This window comes from Amycolatopsis bartoniae (genome assembly GCF_014191255.1).
GTDB lineage: Bacteria > Actinomycetota > Actinomycetes > Mycobacteriales > Pseudonocardiaceae > Amycolatopsis_E > Amycolatopsis_E bartoniae.
This window is the reverse complement of sequence record NZ_JACHWH010000003.1, coordinates 88,842-110,211: the sequence shown is the minus strand read 5'-3', so window position 1 is coordinate 110,211 and position 21,370 is coordinate 88,842. Positions and strand designations below refer to the sequence as shown.

Genomic DNA, 21,370 nt, shown 5'->3' with positions numbered 1-21,370 from the left:
GGAATCCCTCACCGCTCAGATCCGCGGCGGCAACGCGGGTCGCTCCAGCCACGCGGTGAACAGCCCACGCAACGCCTGCCCCGACACGGCGTCGGCGTGCGCGACGAACTCTTCCGTCGTCACCGTGCCGTGCCGGTGCTCCTCCGCCCAGGACTTCAGCAGCTCGAAGAACTTCGCGTCCCCCACCGAACCCCGCAAGGCGTGCAGCGTCAGCGCACCGCGCTTGTACACGCGCTCGTCGAACAGGTTCGCCTCGCCGGGGTTGCCGATGACAACGTCCTCCGGCAGCGACTCCAGCCGTTCCCGCCACTGCGTGGCCAGCGCCGCGGCCGACGGGCCGCCGGAGAACTCGGACCACAGCCATTCCGCGTACGTCGCGAAGCCCTCGTTGAGCCAGATGTGCCGCCAGTCGGCGATGGTCAGGCTGTTGCCGAACCACTGGTGCGCCAGCTCGTGCGCCACCAGCCGCTCGTGGGTCCGCCTCCCGTCGACGTGGTTGCGCCCGAAGACGGCCATTCCCTGCGCCTCGATCGGGTCGTCGAGGTCGTCGTCGGTGACCACGACGACGTACTCGCGGAACGGGTAGGGCCCGAACAGGCGGGAGAACAACGCCGCCATCTCCGGCTGCCGCGCGAAGTCGTAGCGGGCCGCGGTGACGAGCGAACGCGGCACGGCGAGCCGTTGCGACTCCGGCAGCGCCAGGTCCTCGTACCGTCCGATCTGGACACTCATCAGGTACGTCGACGTCGGCTCCCGGCGCTCGTACACCCACGTGGTGGTGCTCGCGCGCGTCTGCCGGGACACCAGGTCCCCGGTCACCACCACCGCGTACGCCGACGATGTGGTGACCGTGACCCGGTACGCCGCCTTGTCCGCCGGGTGGTCGTTGCACGGGAACCACGACGGGGCGCCGATGGGCTGGCTCGCGACGAGCGCGCCGTCGGTCAGCTCGTCCCAGCCGATGTCACCCCACCGGCCGCCGACCGGCTTCGGGTTGCCCGAGTACCGGATCTCGACGGTGAACTCGCCGCTCACCGGCTTCGCGGGCCGGACCGCCAGCTTGACGCCGCTGCGGCCGAACTTCGCGGGCCGCCCGTCGACGAGCACCGCGCCGATCTTGAACCCGGACAGGTCCAGGGCGAACCGGGACAGCGGCTGCGGCGCGACCGCGGTGATCTTCGCCCGCGCCGACACCCGGTTCGGGCCCACCTTGTAGTCCAGCTCCAGGTCGTAGTGCCGGACGCGGTACCCGTCGTTGCCGTGCGTGGTCAGTGCGCTCCTCAAACCCGGCGCCCCCAGGCCGAAATCGGGTTGCCGAGCCAGCGCGTGTCCGCGGGCACCTCGTCGCCGCGGGTCACCAGGGACCCCGGGCCGACGGTGGTGCGGGCGCCGATGGTGGCGCCGGGCAGCACGATGCCGTGCGGGCCGAGGGTCGCGCCCTCGTCCAGGCTCACCTCGCTCATGCTCATGATCCGGTCGTGGAACAGGTGCGTCTGCACGACACAGCCGCGGTTGATCGTCGCGCCGTCGCCGAGCCGTACCAGGTCCGCCTCCGGCAGCCAGTACGTCTCCAGCCACACGCCGCGCCCGATGCGCGCGCCCATCGTGCGCAGCCACCCCGTCAGCAGCGGCGTGCCGCCGGCCCAGCCGATGAGCCAAGGCACGGCCAGCGCCTCGACGAACGTGTCGGCCAGCTCGTTGCGCCACACGAACGAGCTCCACAGTGGATGGTCGACGGTACGGAACCGGCCCACCAGCAGCCATTTCACCGCCGTCGCGAGCCCCGCCGCGACCAGGCCCGCGCCGAGCAGCACCGCGCCGGACAGCAGCGCGGCCGCCCACAGGCCCACCGACGTCCAGACCGCGCCGAGGACCAGGAGCACCAGCACCGCCAGCGCCACCGCGCACATCACGGGCACGATCCGGCACAGCTCGACCGCGGCCCGCGCCACCTTGAGCCGCAGCGGCGGCCGGTAGGTGCGGGCGACGTCGCCGGACTCCACCGCGCGGCGCAGCGGCATCGGCGGCATGCCGAGGTACGAGGAGCCCTTCTTCGCCTTGCGCGGCGCCGAGGACAGCACGCCGACCAGGCCGCGCTTGGGCACCGCGCGGCCCGGCGCGGCCATGCCGGAGTTGCCGAGGAACGCCTGCTTGCCGATGCGCGCGGGCGCGACGTGCAGCCAGCCGTGCCCCAGCTCGTAGGTGGCGACCATGGTGTCGTCGGCGAGGAACGCGCCGTCGTCCACCTGCGTCATGCGCGGCAGTGCCAGCACGGTCGACGCCTCGACGTCACGGCCGACCTTCGCGCCGAGCAGGCGCAGCCACACCGGCGTGAACAGGCTGGCGTACAAGGGGAACAGCGCGGTGCGCGCCATGTCCATCAGTCGCTCGGTGGCCCACACCTGCCACGCCATCCGCCCGTGCACCGGGTGGTAGCCCTCGGCCATGCCGACGCCCAGCGCCCGCACGCTCACCAGCACCAGCAGCGCGTACGACACGAAGTAGACGACGGTCGCGAGCGGGACGAAGGCGAGCACGACCGGCACCGAAGGCGCGGCGTGGGTGAGCAGCACGATCCCCGGCAGCGCCGCGATCGCGGGCAGCAGGCCCAGCAGAAGCGAGGTCAGCCCGTAGGTCCAGGCCCAGTGGCGGGACCGCGGCGGGCGGCTCGACGGCCAGCGCAGCGCACCCTTGCCCGAGCGCACCGCGGGCGCGCCCGCCCAGCGCTGCCCGGCGGGCACGGCGTCACGCACGGTCGAACCGGCGGCGATCTCCGCGCCCTTGCCGATCCGCGTGCCGGGGAACAGCGTGCTGCGGGCACCGACCCGGGCGCCCGCGCCGACGCGGATCTTGCCGATGTGCACGAGGTCGCCGTCGACCCAGTGGCCGGACAGGTCGACCTCGGGTTCGATCGCCGCGCCGCGGCCGAGCTTGAGCAGGCCCGTGACCGGCGGCGGCGAGTGCAGGTCGACGTCCTTGGCCACCTTGGCGCCCAGCGCCTTCGCGTAGTGCGTCATCCAGGAGGCGCCCGCGACGCTGCTGGCTCCGCTGACGTCGGCGAGCTTCTCCGCCGCCCACAGTCGCAAGTGGACACTGCCGCCGCGGGGATAGCTGCCCGGCGTGACACCGCGCAGCAGCAGCCGCGCGCCACCGGCGGCGACCGCGATCCGCCCGGCCGGGCTGAACAGCAGCAGCCACGCCGCGGCCAGGCCCCACCACGGCAGCGCGGGCGCCCACGCGGCGCCGGTCAGCGACAGCACGGTGGACAGGCCCGCGAGCACCGCCGTCCAGCGGAGCCCGGCGAGCGTCAGCAGCGGCACCGCGAGCAGCGCCTGCACCAGGCCCGCGCGCCGCGGCGTCGGCTCGACGTCGCGGCGCGCGACCTCCGTCGCGTCCAGCCCGTCGAGCAGCGCGGCCAGCTCACCCAGCGTCGGGTGCTGGTAGATGTCGTTGACCGACACCTGCGGGTGCCGGGTGCGGATGCGCGCGATCAGCTGCGCCGCGGTGAGGCTGCCACCGCCGTGGGTGAAGAAGTCCGCGTCCGCGTCCGACGGCGCGACACCCAGGATCTCCGACCAGCCCTCGGCGAGCCACCGCTCTGTCGCGGTCAGCTCCTGGGCGTCCACAGTGGACAGCGGCCACGGCAGCGCGGCCCGGTCCACCTTGCCGGACGTGCGGGTCGGCAGGTCGTCGACCACCGCGAGCAACGGCACGAGCGCGGCCGGCAGCCGGTCACGCAACAACGCCGCGGCGCTGTCCACGTCGAACTCACCCGAAGGCACGACGTACCCGACGAGGACCTGGTTACCCGCCCGGGTGGTGCGGATCGCGGCGGCCGCACCGGCGACGCCGGGCAGCGCCTGCAGCGCGGCGTCCACCTCGCCCAGCTCGATCCGGCGGCCACCCAGCTTGATCTGCTCGTCGGCGCGGCCCAGGAACAGCAGCCCCTCCGGCTCCGCCCGTACGAGGTCACCGCTGCGGTAGGCGCGCTGCCAGCCCAGCGCGGGCAGCGGGGCGTACTTCTCGGCGTCCTTGGCCGGGTCGAGGTAGCGGGCGAGGCCCACCCCGCCGATCACGAGCTGCCCGGTCTCCCCCATCGGGACCGGCTCGTCGTGCTCGTCGACCACCGCGAGCTGCCAGCCCGCCAGCGGCAGGCCGATCCGCACCGGCCCGTCGCCGGTCAGCGGCGCGGCGCACGCGACGACGGTCGCCTCGGTGGGGCCGTAGGTGTTCCACACCTCGCGGCCCTCGACGGCGACGCGCTCGGCCAGCTCGGGCGGGCACGCCTCGCCCCCGAAGATGAGCAGCCGGACGTCCTCCAGCGCGTCCGCGGGCCACAGCGCGGCGAGCGTCGGCACGGTCGAGACGATCGTGATGCGCTGCGCGACGAGCCACGGCCCGAGGTCGACACCGGTGCGCACGAGCGACCGCGGCGCGGGTACCAGGCACGCGCCGTGCCGCCAGGCCAGCCACATCTCCTCGCACGAGGCGTCGAACGCGACCGACAGCCCGGCCAGCACGCGGTCGCCGGGGCCGAGTGGTTCCTCGGTGAGGAACAGCCCGGCCTCGGCGTCCACAAAGGCCGCCGCGGACGCGTGGCTGACCGCCACTCCCTTGGGTTTCCCGGTCGAACCGGAGGTGAAGATGATCCACGCGTCGTCGGCGGGCCCGGGCACGCCCGGCCGTCCGGCGGGCTCGGCGAACGGCGTCAGCGTGCCGCCGTCGCTGAGCACCGCGCAGACGCCCGCCTCGCCGAACACCAGCTCCGCGCGCTCGTCCGGGTCGTCGGCGTCCACCGGCACGTACGCGGCACCGGCGGCGAGCACGGCGAGGATCGCGACGTACAGCTCGGCGGTGCCGGACGAGATGCGCACCCCGACGCGGTCACCCACGCCCACCCCGGCATCGGCGAGCCGCTGCCGGACGACCTCGACCTCCTCGGCCAGCCTGCGGTAGCTGAGCACCTGCTCGCCGTCGTCGAGCGCGGGAGCGCCGGGATGGCGCGCCACGGTCTCGGCGAACACGTCGAGCAGGGTGCGCTCGCCCGCGGGGAGACCGGTCCAGAACAGGGCCTTCGGCCGGGAATCCTCGATCGCGGGCAGGGTCGTTTCCAGCACAGGCAGCAAGGCCCGTCACTCACCTTTCGGAACAAGTCGGGCTTGCTCTCGTACGGTGAGGCGCCCGGTGCGACCTTCTAGTTTACCGGAAGGTGAACTGGAGATCGCGGTGCAGTATCGAGAACTCGATCACTTGCCCTTGCGCGGCTTCTTCTCCCGCACCCGCACGTTGATGCGCACCGGGCTGCCCTCGAAGCCGAACCGCTCACGGAACTTCCGTTCGATGAACCGCCGGTAACTCGCCTCCAGGAAGCCCGTGGTGAACAGCACGAGCGTCGGCGGGCGGATGCCGGCCTGCGTCGCGAACAGCACCTTCGGCTGCTTGCCGCCCCGCACGGGCGGCGGCGTGGCCGCGATGAGCTCCGAAAGCCAGCTGTTGAGCTGACCGGTGGACACGCGGCGGTCCCACGACTCCAGCGCGGTGCGCAGCGCCGGGGCGAGCTTGCGCACCGAACGCCCGGTGAGCGCGGAGATGTTCACCCGCTGCGCCCACGGCACCCGCACCAGCCCGCGGTCCAGCTCCTTCTCCAGCTGGTGGCGCCGGTCCTCGTCCACGAGGTCCCACTTGTTGAACGCCAGCACGCACGCGCGCCCGGCCTCCACGACCATGGTCAGCACCCGCAGGTCCTGTTCGGACAGCGGCTCGCTGGCGTCGAGCAGCACGATCACGACCTCGGCGGCGTCGATCGCGGCCTTGGTGCGCAGCGACGCGTAGTACTCGGTGCCGCTCGCGGTGTGCACGCGCTTGCGCAGCCCCGCGGTGTCCACGAACCGCCACGTCTGCCCGTCCAGCTCGACCAGCGAGTCGACCGGGTCGACGGTGGTGCCCGCGACCGAGTCGACGACCGAGCGCTCCTCGCCGGTGAGCTTGTTGAGCAGGCTCGACTTGCCCACGTTCGGCTTGCCGACCAGCGCCACCCGGCGCGGGCCCGCGGTCCGCTCGCCGTCGCGCGGCGCCTCGGGCAGCGCCTTGACGATCGCGTCGAGCAGGTCGCCCGAGCTGCGTCCGTGCAGCGCGCTGACCGGCATCGGCTCACCGAGGCCCAGCGACCACAGGGAGGCGACATCGGGCATCAGGCGGTTGTCGTCGACCTTGTTCGCGGCCAGCAGCACCGGCCGCTTCGAGCGGCGCAGCACCTTCGCCACGGCCTCGTCGGTGGTGGTCGCGCCGACCGAGGCGTCCACGACGAGCAGCACGGCGTCCGCCGTCGCCATCGCCATCTCGGCCTGCGCCGCGATCGCGCCCTGCATCCCGCTCGCGCCCGGCTCCCAGCCGCCCGTGTCCACCACGGTGAACCGGCGGCCGTTCCACAGCGCGTCGTAGGCCACCCTGTCCCTGGTCACGCCCGGCACGTCCTGCACGACGGCCTCGCGCCGCCCCAGGATGCGGTTGACCAGGGTGGACTTGCCCACGTTGGGCCGCCCGACCACGGCCAGCACCGGCTGGGCGAGCAGAGCCTCTTCGTCTTCGGCGGTGCCGTCGACCTGTGAGTCGAGCGCGGCGAATTCGGCCTCGTCCGACCAGGAGCCGTCGGCCCCGTCTACCTCTGTCATGTCTTCGCTTTCTCCGTCTTCGCGCGCTGCGCATCCAGCTCGCGCACGAGCGCGGCGAGCTCGCCGCGCAGTTTCTCGGTGGCTTCGGCCAGCCCGGCCCGCCCCTTGCCGACCTCGACCCGGAACGGCTCGCCGACCAGCACGTCCACCCGGGGCCGGAACCGGCGCTTCGCCCCCGGCGGCCGCCGGGTGCCGCGGACCGCGACCGGCAGCACCACCGCGTCGGTGCCACGCAGCAGCCAGGCCGCGCCGGGCTCGGCGCTCACCACGTCGCCGTCCCCGCGGGTGCCCTCCGGGAACACGCCGATCAGCCCGCCCTCACGCAGGATCCGCGCGGTGGTCAGCAGCGGCGCCCGGTCGGGTTCACCCCGGCGGACCGGCACCTGGCCGATCCGCCGGAGGAACCCTCCGACAGCCCCGGTGAACATCTCCTCCTTGACGAGGAACACCGAACGCCTCGGCAGCATTCCGAAGATGAGCTGCGGTTCGAGCATCGAGCTGTGGTTGGCGATCAGCAGCACCGGCCCGGTGCGCGGCACGCGCTCCCGCCCGCGCACGCGGACGCGGAACGCGGGCCGGAACAGCACCTTGCCCACGGCGCGGCACAGGTCGTGCAGCACGGGCGAGGCACCCTCGGGCAGGCCCGCGGCACTCACCGCGTGGCCTCCGCCGCGCAGTCGAGCAGCCCGCGGTGGCCCGCCAGCTCGCACAAGGCGACGAGCACCTGGTCAATCTCCAGCTCCGAGGTGTCCAGGTGCACCGCGTCCTCGGCGGCGCGCAGCGGCGAGGCGGCGCGGCTGGAGTCCAGCCGGTCGCGCCGGTCCACCGAGGCGCGCGCGTCGGCGTGGCTGCTCTCCCGCCCCGCGGCGGTGTCCTGCGCGCTGCGCCGCGCGGCCCGGATCTCCGGGGACGCGGTGAGGTACACCTTCAGCGGCGCGTCCGGCGCCACCACGGTGCCGATGTCGCGGCCCTCGACGACGATGCCGCCGACCTCGGCCAGCACCTCGTCGATGATCCGGCGCTGGCGGGCGACGAGCAGCTCACGCACCTGCGGCACCGCCGAAACGGGTGACACCGCGTGGGTGATGTCCGCGCCGCGGATCTCGGCCGACACGTCCTCCCCGCCCAGCGCGACGCTCGGCCGCCCGGGATCGGTGCCGATGGTGAACTCCGCGCCGCGCGCGACCTCGGTGACGGCCCCGGCGTCCGCCGGGTCCGTCCCCGCCCGCAGCACGGCGAGCGTGACCACCCGGTACATCGCGCCGGTGTCGAGGTAGCCGGCGCTCAGGCGCTGGGCGAGCTTGCGCGCGACGGTGGTCTTCCCCGTCCCGGATGGTCCGTCCAGCGCGACCACACCACGTAGGGCTCCCGCCACCACTGCTCTCCTCGCGTCCCGAAGCCGTCAATCCGCCGCTGCCATTCTGCCTGGCAGGGCCGCGCGTTCCCGCACCGGGCCGAACCGGGCAAAACCGGTAGCGTGGAATCCCGTGAACGTGGAAGTGACTCCCCTGCCCGGCATCGGGGTGCGCAAGGACTTCGCCATCCGCAACGGACGGCGGGTCGGCGTCGTGACCCACCGGGACGGGCAGATCGAGCTGATCGTGTCCAAGTCCGACGACCCCGACGCCTGCCTGGCCTCGCTGCCCCTGACCGTCGACGAGGCGGGCGCGCTGGCCAACCTGCTGGGCGCGCCGCAGCTGGTCGCGCAGCTGACCGAGGAGCACCGCGAGGTGCCCGGCATCAACACGCGGCAGCTGCCCATCAAGTCGAACTCCCCGTTCGACGGCCGCACGCTCGGCGACACCGCGCTGCGCACCCGGACCGGCGTGTCCGTGGTCGCGGTGATGCGCGCCGGGCAGGTGCACCCGTCCCCCACCCCGGAGTTCACGTTCACCGCGGGCGACCTGCTCGTGACCGTCGGCACCGCCGAAGGCCTCGAGAACGCCCAGAAGATCTTGAAGAACGGATAAATGGACCACACCGCGCTATCCCTCATCGAACTCGGCGGCGTCTTCTTCGTCCTCGGCGTGCTCGGCAGGCTCGCCGGGCGCATCGGCATGTCGCCCATCCCGCTCTACCTGCTGGGCGGCCTGGCCTTCGGGCAGGGCGGCCTCATCCCGCTGCAGGACATCGGCGGCTTCACCCACCTCGCCAGCGAGATCGGGGTGGTGCTGCTGTTGTTGCTGCTGGGCCTGGAGTACTCGGCGGCGGAGCTGTTCACCGGCCTGAAACGGTCGTGGCTGGCGGGCGTGCTGGACATCGTCCTGAACGCCGCGCCGGGGGCACTCGTCGCGCTGCTGCTGGGGTGGGGCGTGGTCGGTGCCATGGTGATGGCGGGCGTGACCTACATCTCCTCCTCCGGGATCATCGCGAAGGTCCTCGGCGACCTGGGGCGGCTCGGTAACCGGGAGACGCCGGTGGTGCTGTCGATCCTGGTGTTCGAGGACCTGGCGATGGCGCTGTACCTGCCGATCCTCACCGCCGTGCTGGGCGGGGTGAGCCTGCTCGGCGGGATGGAGGCGGTCGGCATCTCGCTGCTGGTGATCACCGTCGTGCTGGTGATCGCGCTGAAGTTCGGCCGCTACGTCTCGGCGATCGTCGACTCCGACGACCGCGAGGTGTTCCTGCTCAAGGTGCTGGGCGCGGCGCTGCTGGTGGCGGGGCTGGCGTCCGCGATGCAGGTGTCCGCCGCGGTGGGCGCGTTCCTGCTGGGCATCGCGATCTCCGGGTCCACGGCGGAGAACGCGACGCACCTGCTGGAGCCGCTGCGGGACCTGTTCGCCGCGGTGTTCTTCGTGGTGTTCGGGCTCAACACCAACCCGGCGTCGATCCCGCCCGTGCTGGGCTGGGCGGTGGTGCTGGCGGTCGTCACGACGGCGACGAAGGTGGGCACCGGCTGGTGGGCCGCGCGACGGCAGGGCGTCGGCAGGCTGGGCCGCGCCCGCGCCGGGGCCGCCCTGGTGGCGCGCGGCGAGTTCTCGATCGTCATCGCCGGCCTGGCCGTGACGGCGGGCGCGGTGACCGACCAGCTGGCCGCGCTCGCGACGGCGTACGTGCTGCTGATGGCCATCCTCGGCCCGACGGCCGCCCGCATCGTCGAGCCGATCGCGAAGGCGTTGCAGCGCAAGGCGACCCGCACGGAGGCGGCGACCGCGAGCTGACGCCTCCGTGCGGGTCGCTTCGGGCTACTTCCCGGTCAGGAACTCGTCCGTCCGCAGTGGACGGTTCACGATGCGGACGTCGCCGATCCAGCCGTGGAAGACCTGGTCCACGGCACCGCCGTACGAGTGCCCGCCGAGCATCCACGGCAGCCCGAGCGACGCCATGCCCACCGAGAGGGTGGACGGGTTGTCGACGACCGGGCAGCTTTCCACGTACAGCACCGTGTGCCTGCCGTCGTTGACCACCGCCAGGTGCCACCACGTGTCCTCGACCAGCCCGTGCCCCCAGTTGGTGGTCGGGTAGGTCTGGTTCAGCGGGTAGCAGTTGAACTGCGGCTCACGGCCGTTGTTGGAGATGCTGAACTGGACCACCGGCTCCTGCGGGTCGGTGTTGCGGCCGCTCTTGCCCGCCTTCCCGGCCTCGCCCCAGCGGCTGAGCAGCGACATCCAGCCGTTGTTGGTGGCGTCCCAGTCCAGCGGGATCTTCACGAACGCCTCGACGGTGTAGCCGCGCGCGAACGTCTCGGTGTTCAGCGGCGCCTTCGGGCCCGTGCTCAGGTACGCGCCGTGCAGCGGGTTCTTGCCGCCGGCGAACCGGAGGCTCGCGTGCGCCGGCTGGTCGGGGTGGTGGTCGCTGGACCAGGTCAGCGCGTCGGCGGCGCTGCCCGCGACGGTGGCGAGCGTCAGGTCGTTGCCCTGCCCGGACAGGTCGCGCACGGTCTGGCCCGCGGCGACCGGCTTGCCATCCGCACCGCCGCCGTCGAAGCGCCAGTAGGCCAGTGTGCCGGGCACCACGAGCTTGTTCGCGGGCCGCGCCGGGCGGGACGGCACCGGGATGAAGCCGGAGAACCGCTGGTCGAAGTCGATCGCCATCGAGAAGTCGTCGACGGGCGTGGTGAGCTTCGCTTCGAGCGCGGCGAGCCGGTTCCGCTTCTCCGGGTCCTGGGCCAGGATCCACGGCGCGACCGTCTCGACGTCGATCGTGTTGCGGTCGACGTCGAAGTGGTAGAGCCGCAGCATTCCGGCGCCGCCGAAGTAGCGGTTCTGGTAGTTCGTGATGTGCAGGTGGACGTCGTGGCCCGCGGCGTTCTGCCGCGTGGTGCGGCCCGGCGGCCAGTAGTGGCCGTTGAGGGTCAGGAAGATCTGGTCGTTGTCGTTGATCAGCTCGTCCCAGACCTGCCGCCCGTAGTCGGAGAACTCGGCGTTGTTCTCCGGGTCGCCGGAGGCGTACGGGTACACGTTGTCGTCGTAGGTGGAGTAGACGATGTCGTGCGTGGTCAGGATCACCGGCAGCTTCGGGTGGTCCTTGACCACCTGCTTCGCCCACGCGAAGCCCTGCGCGGAGGTGCGCCAGTCCAGCGCCAGCAACAGCCACTCCTGGCCCGCGGCCTGGAAGATGTGCGCCGTGTTGTAGCCGGTGGCGTCCGCGCCGGCGAACGTCTTCGAGCGCCGGAACCGCTGCGGGCCCATGGTCTGCAGGTACGGCGTGGAGCCGCGGGTGTCGTCCCCGGACACGTCGTGGTTGCCCGCCAGCACGCTGTAGGCGACACCATTGGAGTCCAGCACCTCGAACGCCTTGCCGACCTCCTGGAACGACGACGCGTCGGCGTCCTCCGTCAGGTCGCCGAGGTGCGCCATGAAGACGATGTTCATCCCCGACTCCGCACCGCTGTTCTCGATGACGTAGCGGAACGACTCGATCTGCGGCGCGGAGTTCACGCTGTTCTGGCTGCCCCAGTACAGGAACTGGGTGTCGGGCATGACCGCGAGGGTGAACTGGCGGCTCGCCGGGTCCGGCTGCCAGCGGCCCGCTCCGGAACTCTCCGCAGCGGTGGCGGGCGCCGCGGTGAGCGGGCCGAGGGCTGCCGCCCCGGCGCCGGCGAGTCCGGCGGCGCGCAGGAAGGTACGGCGGTTCTGGCCTGTTCTGGCCGCGTCACCGCTGTCGTGGGAAGTGCACATGGTCGTCCCCTCGGGGGTAAGGAAATCAGCGCTCGGACGCTATTCCCGGAGGGCCAAGCAGGCGCGAACAGCAGGTGACGGGAGTTGATCAGGTACATGACCAGGACACCCGGTCTTACCGCCACAAAAGGGACTACTGCCCCAGCACCTCGAGGATCTGCTCGCCGTACTTGGCCAGCTTGTTCTCGCCCACGCCGCTGACACTGCCGAGTCCCGCCAAAGTGGACGGTCGCTCGGTGGCGATCTGCCGCAGCGTGGCGTCGTGGAAGATGACGTATGCTGGCACGCCCTGGTTCTTCGCCGTCTCCCCGCGCCAGGCCCGCAGGCGCTCGAACACCGGCGCCGCCTCGGCGGGCATCTCCACCGCCGCCGCGGCCTTCTTCGCGGTACGCGCCGCCTTCGGCTCCCGCTTGGGCTCGCGGCGCAGCCGGACCTCGCGCTTGCGGCCGAGCACGTCGCCGCTCGCCTCGGTCAGCACCAGCGTGCCGTAGTCGCCTTCGACGGCGAGCAGCCCCTGCGCCAGCAGCTGCCGCACGACGCCGCGCCACTCGCCCTCGGACAGCTCGGTGCCCACGCCGAACACGGTCAGCTCGTCGTGCCGGTGCTGCTGCACCTTCGGCGTCTGCTTGCCCAGGAGGATGTCGATGACCTGCCCGGCGCCGAACTTCTGCCGCCGCTCGTGCTGCAATCGGTACACGGTGGACAGTAGTTTCTGCGCGGCGACCGTGCCGTCCCAGGACTCCGGCGGTGCCAGGCACGTGTCGCAGTTGCCGCACGGCTCGCCCTGCTGCCCGAAGTAGTTCAGCAGCTGCACGCGGCGGCACTCGACCGTCTCGCACAGCGCCAGCATCGCGTCGAGGTGCGTGCTCAGGCGGCGCCGGTGCGCCGCGTCGCCCTCGGACGTCTCGATCATCTTGCGCTGCTGCACCACGTCCTGCAGCCCGTAGGCGAGCCACGCCGTCGACGGCAGCCCGTCGCGGCCCGCACGTCCCGTCTCCTGGTAGTACCCCTCCACCGACTTCGGCAGGTCGAGGTGCGCGACGAACCGCACGTCCGGCTTGTCGATGCCCATCCCGAACGCGATGGTGGCCACGACGACCAGCCCGTCCTCGCGCAGGAACCGGGCCTGGTTCTTCGCGCGGGTGCGCGAGTCGAGCCCCGCGTGGTAGGGCACGGCCGGAATCCCGTTCTGCGACAGGAACTCCGCGGTCTTCTCCACCGACGCCCGCGACAGGCAGTACACGATGCCCGCGTCTCCGGCGTGCTCGGTGCGCAGCAGCTCCAGCAGCTGCTTCTGCGGGTTGTTCTTCGGCGCGATCCGGTACTGGATGTTCGGCCGGTCGAAGCTCGCGACGAAGTGCCGCGCCTCGCCCAGGTTGAGCCGGGACGCGATCTCCGCGTGGGTCGCCTTCGTGGCCGTGGCCGTCAGCGCGATGCGCGGGATGTCGGGCCAGCGCTCGTGCAGCTCGGACAGCGCGAGGTAGTCCGGCCGGAAGTCGTGGCCCCACTGCGACACGCAGTGCGCCTCGTCGATCGCGAACAACGCGACCTTCCCGCGGCCGAGCAGCTCGGTGGTCGACTCCAGCCGCAGCCGCTCCGGCGCGAGGTACAGCAGGTCCAGCTCACCGGCGAGGAACGCCTGCTCGGTCTCGCGGCGCTGCTGGTGGTCCTGCGTCGAGTTGAGGAACCCGGCCCGCACGCCCAGCGCCCGCAGCGCGTCCACCTGGTCCTGCATCAGCGCGATCAGCGGCGAGACGACCACGCCGACCCCGGGCCGCACCAGTGACGGGATCTGGTAGCACAGCGACTTGCCACCGCCGGTCGGCATGAGCACGAGCGCGTCGCCACCGGCGATGACGTGCTCGACGATCGCCTCCTGCTCGCCCCGGAAGGAGTCGTAGCCGAAGACGCGCCGCAGCACGCCGAGTGCGTCGGTTTCGGTGGAAGTCACCCCGCGATGGTAGCGGCGAGGGGTGACATCACAGCTCGACGGCGCGGTAGAGGCTGCCCACCTCTTCGCGGGTGAGCCTGCGCAGCGCGCCCGGCTTGGGGTTGCCCAGCTGCACGTCGCCGACGGCGGTGCGGACGAGCTTGCGCACCGGGTGCCCGACCTCGGCCAGCAGCCGCCGCACGATGTGCTTGCGGCCCTCGTGCAGCACGACCTCGACCAGCGACCGCCCGGCCTGCATGTCCTTGACCCGGAAGGCGTCCACCTTGACCGGCCCGTCCTCCAGCTCGACGCCCGCGCGCAGCTGCTTGCCCAGCCCACGCGCCACCAGTCCGTCGACCTCGGCGAGGTACGTCTTGGGCACGTGGAACGACGGGTGCATCAGCCGGTGGGCGAGGTCGCCGTCGTTGGTGAGCAGCAGCAGGCCCTCGGTCTCGGCGTCGAGGCGCCCGACGTGGAACAGCCGCTCGGCGCGGTGGCGCACGTAGTCCCCGACGCAGGGGCGGCCCTGGTCGTCGGTCATCGTGCTGTGCACGCCCTTGGGTTTGTTCAGCGCGTAGTACACGAGGTCCTCGCGCACGATCACGCGGGTGCCGTCGACGTGGATCACCGCGTTGTCGGGGTCCACGCGCCGGCCGAGCTCGCGCACGGTCTTGCCGTCGACGCTCACCCGGCCCTGCACGATCAGTTCTTCGGCCGCGCGCCGCGAGGCCACGCCCGCCTTGGCCAGCACCTTCTGCAGGCGCACGCCGTCGGGGAGTTCGTCAGATGTCATCGATCGCGTCCACTTCCGGTAGCAACGGGGCGATCGGGGGCAGGTCGTTCAACGACGGGAGCCCGAGCCGCTCGAGGAACAACTCCGTGGTGATGTACAGCGTGCCACCCGTCTCCGGGTCGGTGCCCGCCTCCTCGATCAGACCACGGGCGACCAGGGTACGGATCACCCCGTCGACATTCACCCCGCGCACCGCCGCGACACGCGACCGGGTGACAGGCTGCCGGTAGGCGATCACGGCGAGCGTTTCCAGCGCGGCGCGGGTGAGCTTGGAACGCTGCCCGTCGAGCAGGAGCTTCTCGACGAACGGCGCGTAGGTGTCACGGGTGAAGAACCGCCACCCCTCGCCGACCCGGCGCAGGTCGATGCCGCTGCCGCGTTCGGTGAGGCGTTCGGACATGCTGCGCAGGGTCTGCGTGACGCGCGAGACGGACTGGTCGAGCGCCTCCGCGAGCGACTCCTCGCTGGCCGGCGAGTCGACGACCAGCAGCAGCGCCTCCAGCGCCGAGACCAGCGTGGACTCCTCGCTGACGTCCGGCAGCGACCGGTCGAGCGCGAAGGAGGTGTCCTCCTCATCAGCCGCGTCGGCGGCTTGGGCGGAGTCGGTCGCGTCGGCGGCGGCGTCGACGGTGGCGGTGGCGTCAGCCGCGTCGACGGTGGCGGTGGCGGCGGTGTCGGCCGCTTCGGCGCCCTCGGCCACGTCGGCGGAGTCGGCCGCGTCGGCCGCTTCGGCTTCGGCGGTGTCGGCCGCGGCGGTGGCGGTGTCCTCCGACTCGGCGGCGTCGGCGGGCTCGTCGGCAGGCCCAGCCTCAGCGACCTCGCTCGCCACGGCGCCTTCGCCAGGCTCGGCCACTTCGGCAGCCTCACCAGCCTCGGCAGTCTCAGCGGAATCGAGCCCACCCTCAGCCGAACCAAGTCCAGCCTCAGCCGAAACCGGCGCGGCCTCAGCCACCTCGGGCTCGGTCCACCCCTCCTCAGCCACCGTCTCCTCGGCCTCAGCCCCGCCCGGCGCCGCCTCGGCCCCGGCCTCACCGCTCCCGGCGGCCATCTCAGCCACCTCAGCCGCGGAAATCCCGGCCTCAGCCTCAGCCGGCACCACCTCAGGCACCTCACCCTCACCGGGCACCGAAACCTCAGGCGCGCTGAGCGCGTCCAGGTCGACCGGTCGTTCCTCCGGGTTCACCCGTACTCCTCTTCCTCTGCGCGGGCCCGGTCGGCCTCGGCTTCCTCCACCGCCCGCTCGACCGACCCGCCCGTCCACCGCACGGTGAGCGCCCCGAGCGCCTCTTCCTGCTCGAACTGCACCGAGGACTCCCGGTACAGCTCCAGCAGCGCCAGGAACCGGGCCACCACCTCGATGGTGTGCTCGCAGTCCGACACCAGCTCACCGAACGTAGCCGTCCCGGCCTCGGCAAGGCGAAGCCGCAGCACCGCCGCGTGCTCCCGCACCGACACCCGCCCCATGTGCAGGTGGTCGAGCGACACCGTGGGCGGCGGCTTGGGCCGGAACACCGCCAGCGCGATCTCCCGGAACTTCTCCGGGCTCACACCCAGCATGACCTCGGGCAGCAGCCCGAGGAAACGCTCCTCCATCGTCACCGAACGCGGGTACCGGCGCAGCGCCCCGGCCTCCAGCTCGCCGAACAGCTCGGCGACCTGCTTGTACGCCCGGTACTGCAGGATCCGCGCGAACAGCAGGTCCCGCGCCTCCAGCAGCGCCAGGTCCTCCTCGTCCTCGACCTCGGCCGCGGGCAGCAGCCGCGCGGCCTTGAGGTCGAGCAGCGTCGCCGCCACGACGAGGAACTCCGTGGTCTCGTCCAGGTCCCAGCCGGTCCCCAGCGCGCGGGTGTACGCGATGAAGTCGTCGGTGACCTGGTGCAGCGCGACCTCGGTGACGTCGAGCTGGTGCTGCGAGATCAGCTGCAGCAGCAGGTCGAAGGGTCCCTCGAAGTTCGACAGGCGCACCTTGAACTTCGCGGCCGGGCCTTCTTCGGCCCCGGGCTCCGGCTCAGCAGCCTGAGCCGGTTCCCCTGGACTGGTCACGACCCGGTGGCTTCCTCGCCGTCGAATTCGTGCTCCCGCAGCCGCTGCACCAGCACCGAGTCCGGTCCGTGCTGCTCGAAGTCGGCGAGCAGCACCGCGACCGCCTCGCGCACGAGGCGCCCGCGGTCGATGACCAGGCCGTGCTGGGCCCGCAGCGCGAGCCGCGCCTGCTCCATCGCGACCAGCTCGTCACCGGAGACGTACACCGTGATCTTCGAGTCGTGCTTCTGCCGGCCGGAGCCGCGGCGGGTCGCGGCGCGGCCGAGCTGGTCGCGCTGGGGATCGGCCGGCGGGGGTTCCGGCGCGGGGGCGGGGCTGGGGACGGGCTCGAGCGCGGGACTGCTGGTCAGGCGGAAGAGTTCCGAAGCCCCGGGGAGGGAGGCTCGCCTGCTCACCGAGCGATCACCTCGCGGGCCAGTGAGCGGTACGCCATGGCACCGGCGGACTTGGGAGCCCACGTGGTGATCGGTTCCCCGGCCACGGTGGTCTCGGGGAACCGCACGGTCCGGTTGATCACCGTGTCGAACACGGTGTCGCCGAACGCCTCCACGACCCGCGCCATGACCTCTCTCGAGTGCAGCGTTCTGGGGTCGAACATGGTGGCGAGGATGCCGGTGATGTCCAGTTTGGGGTTCAAGCGTTCGCGTACCTTCTCGATCGTGTCGATCAACAAAGCCACGCCACGCAGGCTGAAGAACTCGCACTCCAGTGGGATGATCACGCCGTCGGCGGCCGTGAGGGCGTTCACCGTGAGCAACCCGAGCGATGGCTGGCAGTCGACCAGAACATAGTCGTAGCCCTCCAGCACCGGTTGCAGGACCCGGAGCAACGTGTGTTCGCGCCCGACCTCGGCCACGAGCTGCACCTCGGCGGCCGACAGGTCGATGTTGCTCGGCAGCAGGTCCATGCCCTCGACGTTGGTGTGGCGCAGCACGTCGTCCGCCTTCACCGCGCGTTCCATGATCGCGTTGTAGACGGTGCGGTCCAGCTCGTGCGGCTGCACGCCGAGGCCGACCGACAGGGCACCCTGCGGGTCGAAGTCCACGAGCAGCACGCGGCGGCCGTACTCGGCCAGCGCCGCGCCGAGGTTGATCGTCGAGGTGGTCTTGCCGACCCCGCCTTTCTGGTTGCACATCGCGAGCACGGTCGCGGGACCGTGCTTGTCCAGCAGCGGCGGGTCCGGTATCTCCCGCCACGGTCTGCCGGTGGGGCCCACCTGGGGCTTCCCGTTCACCTTGCCGGGCTGCACGGCCGTGTCCACAGCCTCGGGCTCTCCCTCTGTCGCAATCTTGAGCTGATCGAGGTTCGCGGCCGCCGACTTCGCCGCTACCGTTCTGTCCGGCTGCTGCTCTGTCGACATATCGCGAAAACTCCTCGTTCGACGGGTCGGCTGAAGCCTATTGCGCGCGGCGATTGTCGCCAAAGCGGCTCGCCGAGATCGATCGGCTTCACCCGAGCGCCCGAGGATGAGCCGTAGCATATATCTCACGGAGAGTGTTCACCGTGACCAGGGTGTAGACCTGCGTCGTGGTCACCGAAGCGTGTCCGAGCAGCTCCTGGACCACCCGCACGTCCGCGCCGCCTTCCAGCAGGTGGGTGGCGAAGGAGTGACGCAGCGTGTGGGGTGACACGCTGGCGGAAAGCCCGGCGCGCTCGGCGTTCGTCTTGAGCACCTGCCACGCGCTCTGCCGCGACAGCCGGGTGCCGCGTGCGTTGAGGAACAGCGCCGCCGTCCCGTGTCCTCGCGCCGCGAGCACGGGTCGGGCGCGCACGAGGTACGCCTCCAGCGCTTCCACGGCGGGCTTGCCGATCGGCACCAGCCGCTGCTTGCCGCCCTTGCCGTCGAGCAGGACGGTGCGCTCGCCGCGGTCGACGTCGTCGAGGTCGAGCCCGACGGCCTCGGAGATCCGGGCGCCGGTGGAGTACAGCAGTTCGAGCAGCGCACGGTCGCGCAACGGGCGTTCGCCGTCGGCCGCGGGCATGTCGAGCAGCCGCAGCACGTCGTCCACCGGCAACGCCTTGGGCAGCCGCTTCGCCGCGGCGGGCGGGCGGACCTCGCGGGCCGGGTCGTCGTCGGTCAGCCCGTCGACGTGCGCGAAGCGGTGCAGCCCGCGCACGGCGACGAGCGCCCGCGCGGCGGAGGACGCGGCGAGCGGGGGGTGCTCGTCGTCGCCCTCGCGCAGCGCGGCGCCGAAGCCCGTCACCTCGGCCTCGGTGATCCGCCGGAAGTCGGCGACGCCGAGGCGCTCCAGGTGGGCTGCGTAGCGGCGCAGGTCGCGCGCGTAGCTGTCCAGCGTGTTGCGGGCGGTCCCCCGCTCGACCGCCAGGTGATCGAGGTAGGCCGCGATCACCTGTGCCACCGGGGTTTCCGCCACGCGCGTCACCCTAGCCTCGACGCCGCGGTAGCGGAACGACTACCGCGAGCGCTTCGCGAACGTCCGCGGCCGGTCGCGCCACTCCGCGTCGGCGGGCCGCGTCTGCGCCGCACCGGTGAGCACCGCGTGCGCGGCGAGCACCCCGGCGACCGTGGCACCGTTGAGCAGCTCCCCGGCCAGCGCCATCCGCACGGCCTCGGCGAGCGGCACCTTGTGCACCACGAGGTCGGCCTCCTCGTCGTCGTGCCCCAGCTCCGCGCGGTCCACTTCGGACACGTCGCGGGCGAGGAACACGCGCACGACCTCGTCGGTGAAACCCGGCGAGGCGGCGACGTCGACCAGCGTCTCCCAGCGCCGCGCCTCGATCCCGGCCTCCTCGACCAGCTCGCGCCGCGCCGCGTCCACCGGGGCCTCGCCGTCCTCGTCGAGCAGCCCAGCGGGCAGCTCCCAGATGCGCCGGCCCAGCGGATGCCGGTACTGGTGGATCAGCGTCACCGCGCCGTCGTCGTCGAGCGCGCAGATCGCGACCGCGCCCAGGTGCTCGACCACCTCCCGCTTGGCGAGCGAGCCACCCGGCATCCGCACGTCGTCCACCCGCAGCGCCACGACGTGTCCGATGTGGACGTCCTGAGAGGACACCACCTCGAAGTCGTGCTCCCCGGGCGCCATCAGCGCACGCCCGACGGCTCGGGCAGCTCGACCGGCAGCCGGTCGGCGGTGCGGTACTTCACGGCGGCGGCGATGAACGCGTCGAACAGCGGGTGCGGCCTGGTCGGGCGGCTCTTGAGCTCGGGGTGCGCCTGCGTGCCGACGAAGAACGGGTGCACGTCCGCGGGCAGCTCGACGAACTCCACGAGCCGGTCGTCCGGGGAGGTGCCGGAGAACACCAGGCCCGCCTTCGCCAGCTGGTCGCGGTAGAAGTTGTTGACCTCGTAGCGGTGCCGGTGCCGCTCGGACACCTCCGTGCTGCCGTAGGCCCTGGCCACCTGCGAGCCCGGCTTCAGCTTCGCCGGGTACGCGCCGAGGCGCATCGTGCCGCCCATGTCGCGCTCGCCCGCGATGACGTCCTTCTGGTCGGCCATCGTGGAGATCACCGCGTGCTTGGTGCCCTCGTCGAACTCCGCGGAGTTGGCGTCCTCGATGCCCGCGAGGTTGCGGGCCGCCTCGATCACCATGCACTGCAGGCCCAGGCACAGCCCCAGCACCGGGATGCCGCGCGTGCGGGCGTAGGTGATGGCGCCGAGCTTGCCCTCGATGCCGCGCACGCCGAACCCGCCGGGGATCAGCACACCGTCCACATCGGACAGCACCTGCGCGGCGCCCGCGGGCGTGGTGGCGAGGTCGGAGGCGACCCACTTGATCTCGACCTTGGCGTGGTTGGCGAAACCGCCCGCGCGCAGCGCCTCGGTGACCGACAGGTAGGCGTCGGGCAGATCGATGTACTTGCCCACCAGCGCGACGCGCACGGTCTCGGCCGGGTTGTGCACGCGGTCGAGCAGGTCGCCCCACACCGTCCAGTCGACGTCGCGGAACGGCAGGTCCAGCCGGCGCACGACGTACGCGTCGAGCGCCTCGCGGTGCAGCACCTTTGGGATGTCGTAGATCGACGACGCGTCGGGGCACGCGATGACGGCCTCGGTGTCGACGTCGCACATCAGCCCGATCTTGCGCTTGAGGTCGTCGGGCAGGTCGCGGTCGGCCCGGCACACCAGCGCGTCGGGCTGGATGCCGATGTTGCGCAGCGCGGCCACGGAGTGCTGGGTGGGCTTGGTCTTCAGCTCGCCGGACGGCGCGAGGTAGGGCACGAGCGACACGTGCAGGAAGAAGCAGTCGTCGCGGCCGATCTCGTGGCGCACCTGGCGGCAGGCTTCGAGGAAGGGCAGGGACTCGATGTCGCCGACCGTGCCGCCGACCTCGGTGATCACCACGTCGGGCCGCTGCCCGGTGCCGTCGGACTCGGCGACGGCCATGATGCGCCGCTTGATCTCGTCGGTGATGTGCGGGATGACCTGGACGGTGTCGCCGAGGTACTCACCGCGCCGCTCCTTGGCGATGACCTCGGAGTAGACCTGGCCCGTGGTGACGTTCGCCCGCCCGGACAGGTCGCGGTCGAGGAACCGCTCGTAGTGCCCGATGTCGAGGTCGGTCTCGGCCCCGTCCTCGGTCACGAACACCTCGCCGTGCTGGAACGGGTTCATCGTACCCGGGTCGACGTTGAGGTAGGGGTCGAGCTTCTGCATCGTGACCCGGAGGCCACGAGCGGTAAGGAGTTGACCCAGGCTCGAGGCCGTGAGTCCCTTACCCAGGGAGGAGGCGACGCCTCCGGTGACAAAGACGTATTTGGCTGTCCGCGGCTGAAGTCCCACGGGCTTCCACCTTATCGCACCGGGACCCGCCCGCGTCGTGGCCTCGCCGACGTAGTTCGATGTCAGCAGCAC

Annotated in this window: 17 protein-coding genes; 2 read left to right on the top strand and 15 right to left on the bottom strand. The window is 72.0% G+C overall.

The features are described 5' to 3' along the window. Nucleotides 1–15: 15 nt before the first annotated feature. The 5 genes from FHX82_RS17155 to cmk all read right to left on the bottom strand — a co-directional run bounded on the left by FHX82_RS17155 (nt 16) and on the right by cmk (nt 8,025). Entirely contained in the window at nt 16–1,284 is a 1,269-nt protein-coding gene (locus FHX82_RS17155) for a M1 family metallopeptidase (RefSeq protein WP_229881099.1), read from the bottom strand. After that, nucleotides 1,281–5,126, bottom strand: a complete 3,846-nt coding sequence (locus FHX82_RS17150; RefSeq protein WP_145933014.1) for a Pls/PosA family non-ribosomal peptide synthetase — start codon at nt 5,124–5,126, stop codon at nt 1,281–1,283. The genes FHX82_RS17155 and FHX82_RS17150 overlap by 4 nt, the downstream gene beginning before the upstream one ends. A 120-nt stretch (nt 5,127–5,246) precedes the next feature. Next, nucleotides 5,247–6,671 carry a ribosome biogenesis GTPase Der gene (der, locus tag FHX82_RS17145; RefSeq protein ID WP_145933015.1) on the bottom strand — a complete coding sequence of 475 codons (1,425 nt, stop codon included), beginning with the start codon at nt 6,669–6,671 and terminating at the stop codon, nt 5,247–5,249. Beyond that, entirely contained in the window at nt 6,668–7,327 is a 660-nt protein-coding gene (locus FHX82_RS17140; protein ID WP_145933016.1) for a lysophospholipid acyltransferase family protein, read from the bottom strand. The genes der and FHX82_RS17140 overlap by 4 nt, the downstream gene beginning before the upstream one ends. Next, nucleotides 7,324–8,025: a (d)CMP kinase gene (cmk, locus tag FHX82_RS17135; RefSeq protein WP_145933041.1), complete on the bottom strand. Its 702-nt coding sequence runs from the start codon at nt 8,023–8,025 to the stop codon at nt 7,324–7,326. The genes FHX82_RS17140 and cmk overlap by 4 nt, the downstream gene beginning before the upstream one ends. A 133-nt stretch (nt 8,026–8,158) precedes the next feature. Here cmk and FHX82_RS17130 point away from each other — a divergent pair, with 133 nt between their 5' ends. Together FHX82_RS17130 and FHX82_RS17125 are read left to right on the top strand one after the other, a co-directional pair. Next, a complete protein-coding gene (locus FHX82_RS17130) occupies nt 8,159–8,641 on the top strand; it encodes a cation:proton antiporter regulatory subunit (RefSeq protein WP_145933017.1) in 483 nt (160 codons plus the stop codon). After that, nucleotides 8,642–9,832, top strand: coding sequence for a cation:proton antiporter (locus FHX82_RS17125; protein ID WP_145933018.1), 1,191 nt, complete (start codon nt 8,642–8,644; stop codon nt 9,830–9,832). A gap of 24 nt (nt 9,833–9,856) precedes the next feature. On the opposite strand, the gene FHX82_RS17120 is transcribed toward FHX82_RS17125, so the two are convergent. The 10 genes from FHX82_RS17120 to pyrG all read right to left on the bottom strand — a co-directional run bounded on the left by FHX82_RS17120 (nt 9,857) and on the right by pyrG (nt 21,298). Further along, a complete protein-coding gene (locus FHX82_RS17120; protein WP_145933019.1) occupies nt 9,857–11,791 on the bottom strand; it encodes a LamG-like jellyroll fold domain-containing protein in 1,935 nt (644 codons plus the stop codon). A 133-nt stretch (nt 11,792–11,924) separates the two neighbouring features. Beyond that, nucleotides 11,925–13,742 (bottom strand): DNA helicase RecQ, encoded by a 1,818-nt coding sequence (gene recQ / locus FHX82_RS17115; protein ID WP_145933020.1) that lies wholly within the window; start codon nt 13,740–13,742, stop codon nt 11,925–11,927. A 28-nt stretch (nt 13,743–13,770) separates the two neighbouring features. Then, on the bottom strand, nt 13,771–14,514 hold the full coding sequence (locus FHX82_RS17110) for a pseudouridine synthase (protein ID WP_145933021.1): 744 nt from the start codon (nt 14,512–14,514) through the stop codon (nt 13,771–13,773). After that, nucleotides 14,504–15,214, bottom strand: a complete 711-nt coding sequence (scpB, locus tag FHX82_RS37725; RefSeq protein WP_145933042.1) for an SMC-Scp complex subunit ScpB — start codon at nt 15,212–15,214, stop codon at nt 14,504–14,506. The genes FHX82_RS17110 and scpB overlap by 11 nt, the downstream gene beginning before the upstream one ends. A 479-nt stretch (nt 15,215–15,693) precedes the next feature. Continuing rightward, complete coding sequence (locus tag FHX82_RS17100; protein ID WP_183176681.1) at nt 15,694–16,557, bottom strand: segregation and condensation protein A; 864 nt, start codon at nt 16,555–16,557, stop codon at nt 15,694–15,696. Beyond that, the gene (locus FHX82_RS17095; RefSeq protein WP_183176680.1) at nt 16,554–16,952 is read right to left on the bottom strand and encodes a cobyrinic acid a,c-diamide synthase; all 399 of its coding nucleotides are present in this window, start codon (nt 16,950–16,952) and stop codon (nt 16,554–16,556) included. The genes FHX82_RS17100 and FHX82_RS17095 overlap by 4 nt, the downstream gene beginning before the upstream one ends. Next, entirely contained in the window at nt 16,949–17,917 is a 969-nt protein-coding gene (locus tag FHX82_RS17090) for a ParA family protein (protein WP_145939160.1), read from the bottom strand. Before FHX82_RS17090 ends, FHX82_RS17095 begins: the two co-directional genes overlap by 4 nt. Before the next feature lie 88 nt (nt 17,918–18,005). Then, nucleotides 18,006–18,908 carry a site-specific tyrosine recombinase XerD gene (xerD, locus tag FHX82_RS17085; protein ID WP_183176728.1) on the bottom strand — a complete coding sequence of 301 codons (903 nt, stop codon included), beginning with the start codon at nt 18,906–18,908 and terminating at the stop codon, nt 18,006–18,008. 63 nt (nt 18,909–18,971) lie between these two features. Beyond that, on the bottom strand, nt 18,972–19,604 hold the full coding sequence (locus tag FHX82_RS17080) for an NUDIX domain-containing protein (protein ID WP_145939170.1): 633 nt from the start codon (nt 19,602–19,604) through the stop codon (nt 18,972–18,974). After that, nucleotides 19,601–21,298, bottom strand: a complete 1,698-nt coding sequence (gene pyrG, locus FHX82_RS17075) for a CTP synthase (RefSeq protein ID WP_145939162.1) — start codon at nt 21,296–21,298, stop codon at nt 19,601–19,603. Before pyrG ends, FHX82_RS17080 begins: the two co-directional genes overlap by 4 nt. Between the last annotated feature and the right edge of the window lie 72 nt (nt 21,299–21,370).

What these genes read in the sequence shown, in the direction of transcription:
- FHX82_RS17120 (WP_145933019.1), bottom strand. Translation starts at nt 11,791, where the DNA reads ATGTGCACTTCCCACGACAGCGGTGACGCGGCCAGAACAGGCCAGAAC.
- FHX82_RS17090 (WP_145939160.1), bottom strand. Translation starts at nt 17,917, where the DNA reads ATGTCGACAGAGCAGCAGCCGGACAGAACGGTAGCGGCGAAGTCGGCG.
- der (WP_145933015.1), bottom strand. Translation starts at nt 6,671, where the DNA reads ATGACAGAGGTAGACGGGGCCGACGGCTCCTGGTCGGACGAGGCCGAA.
- FHX82_RS17125 (WP_145933018.1), top strand. Translation starts at nt 8,642, where the DNA reads ATGGACCACACCGCGCTATCCCTCATCGAACTCGGCGGCGTCTTCTTC.
- FHX82_RS17110 (WP_145933021.1), bottom strand. Translation starts at nt 14,514, where the DNA reads ATGACATCTGACGAACTCCCCGACGGCGTGCGCCTGCAGAAGGTGCTG.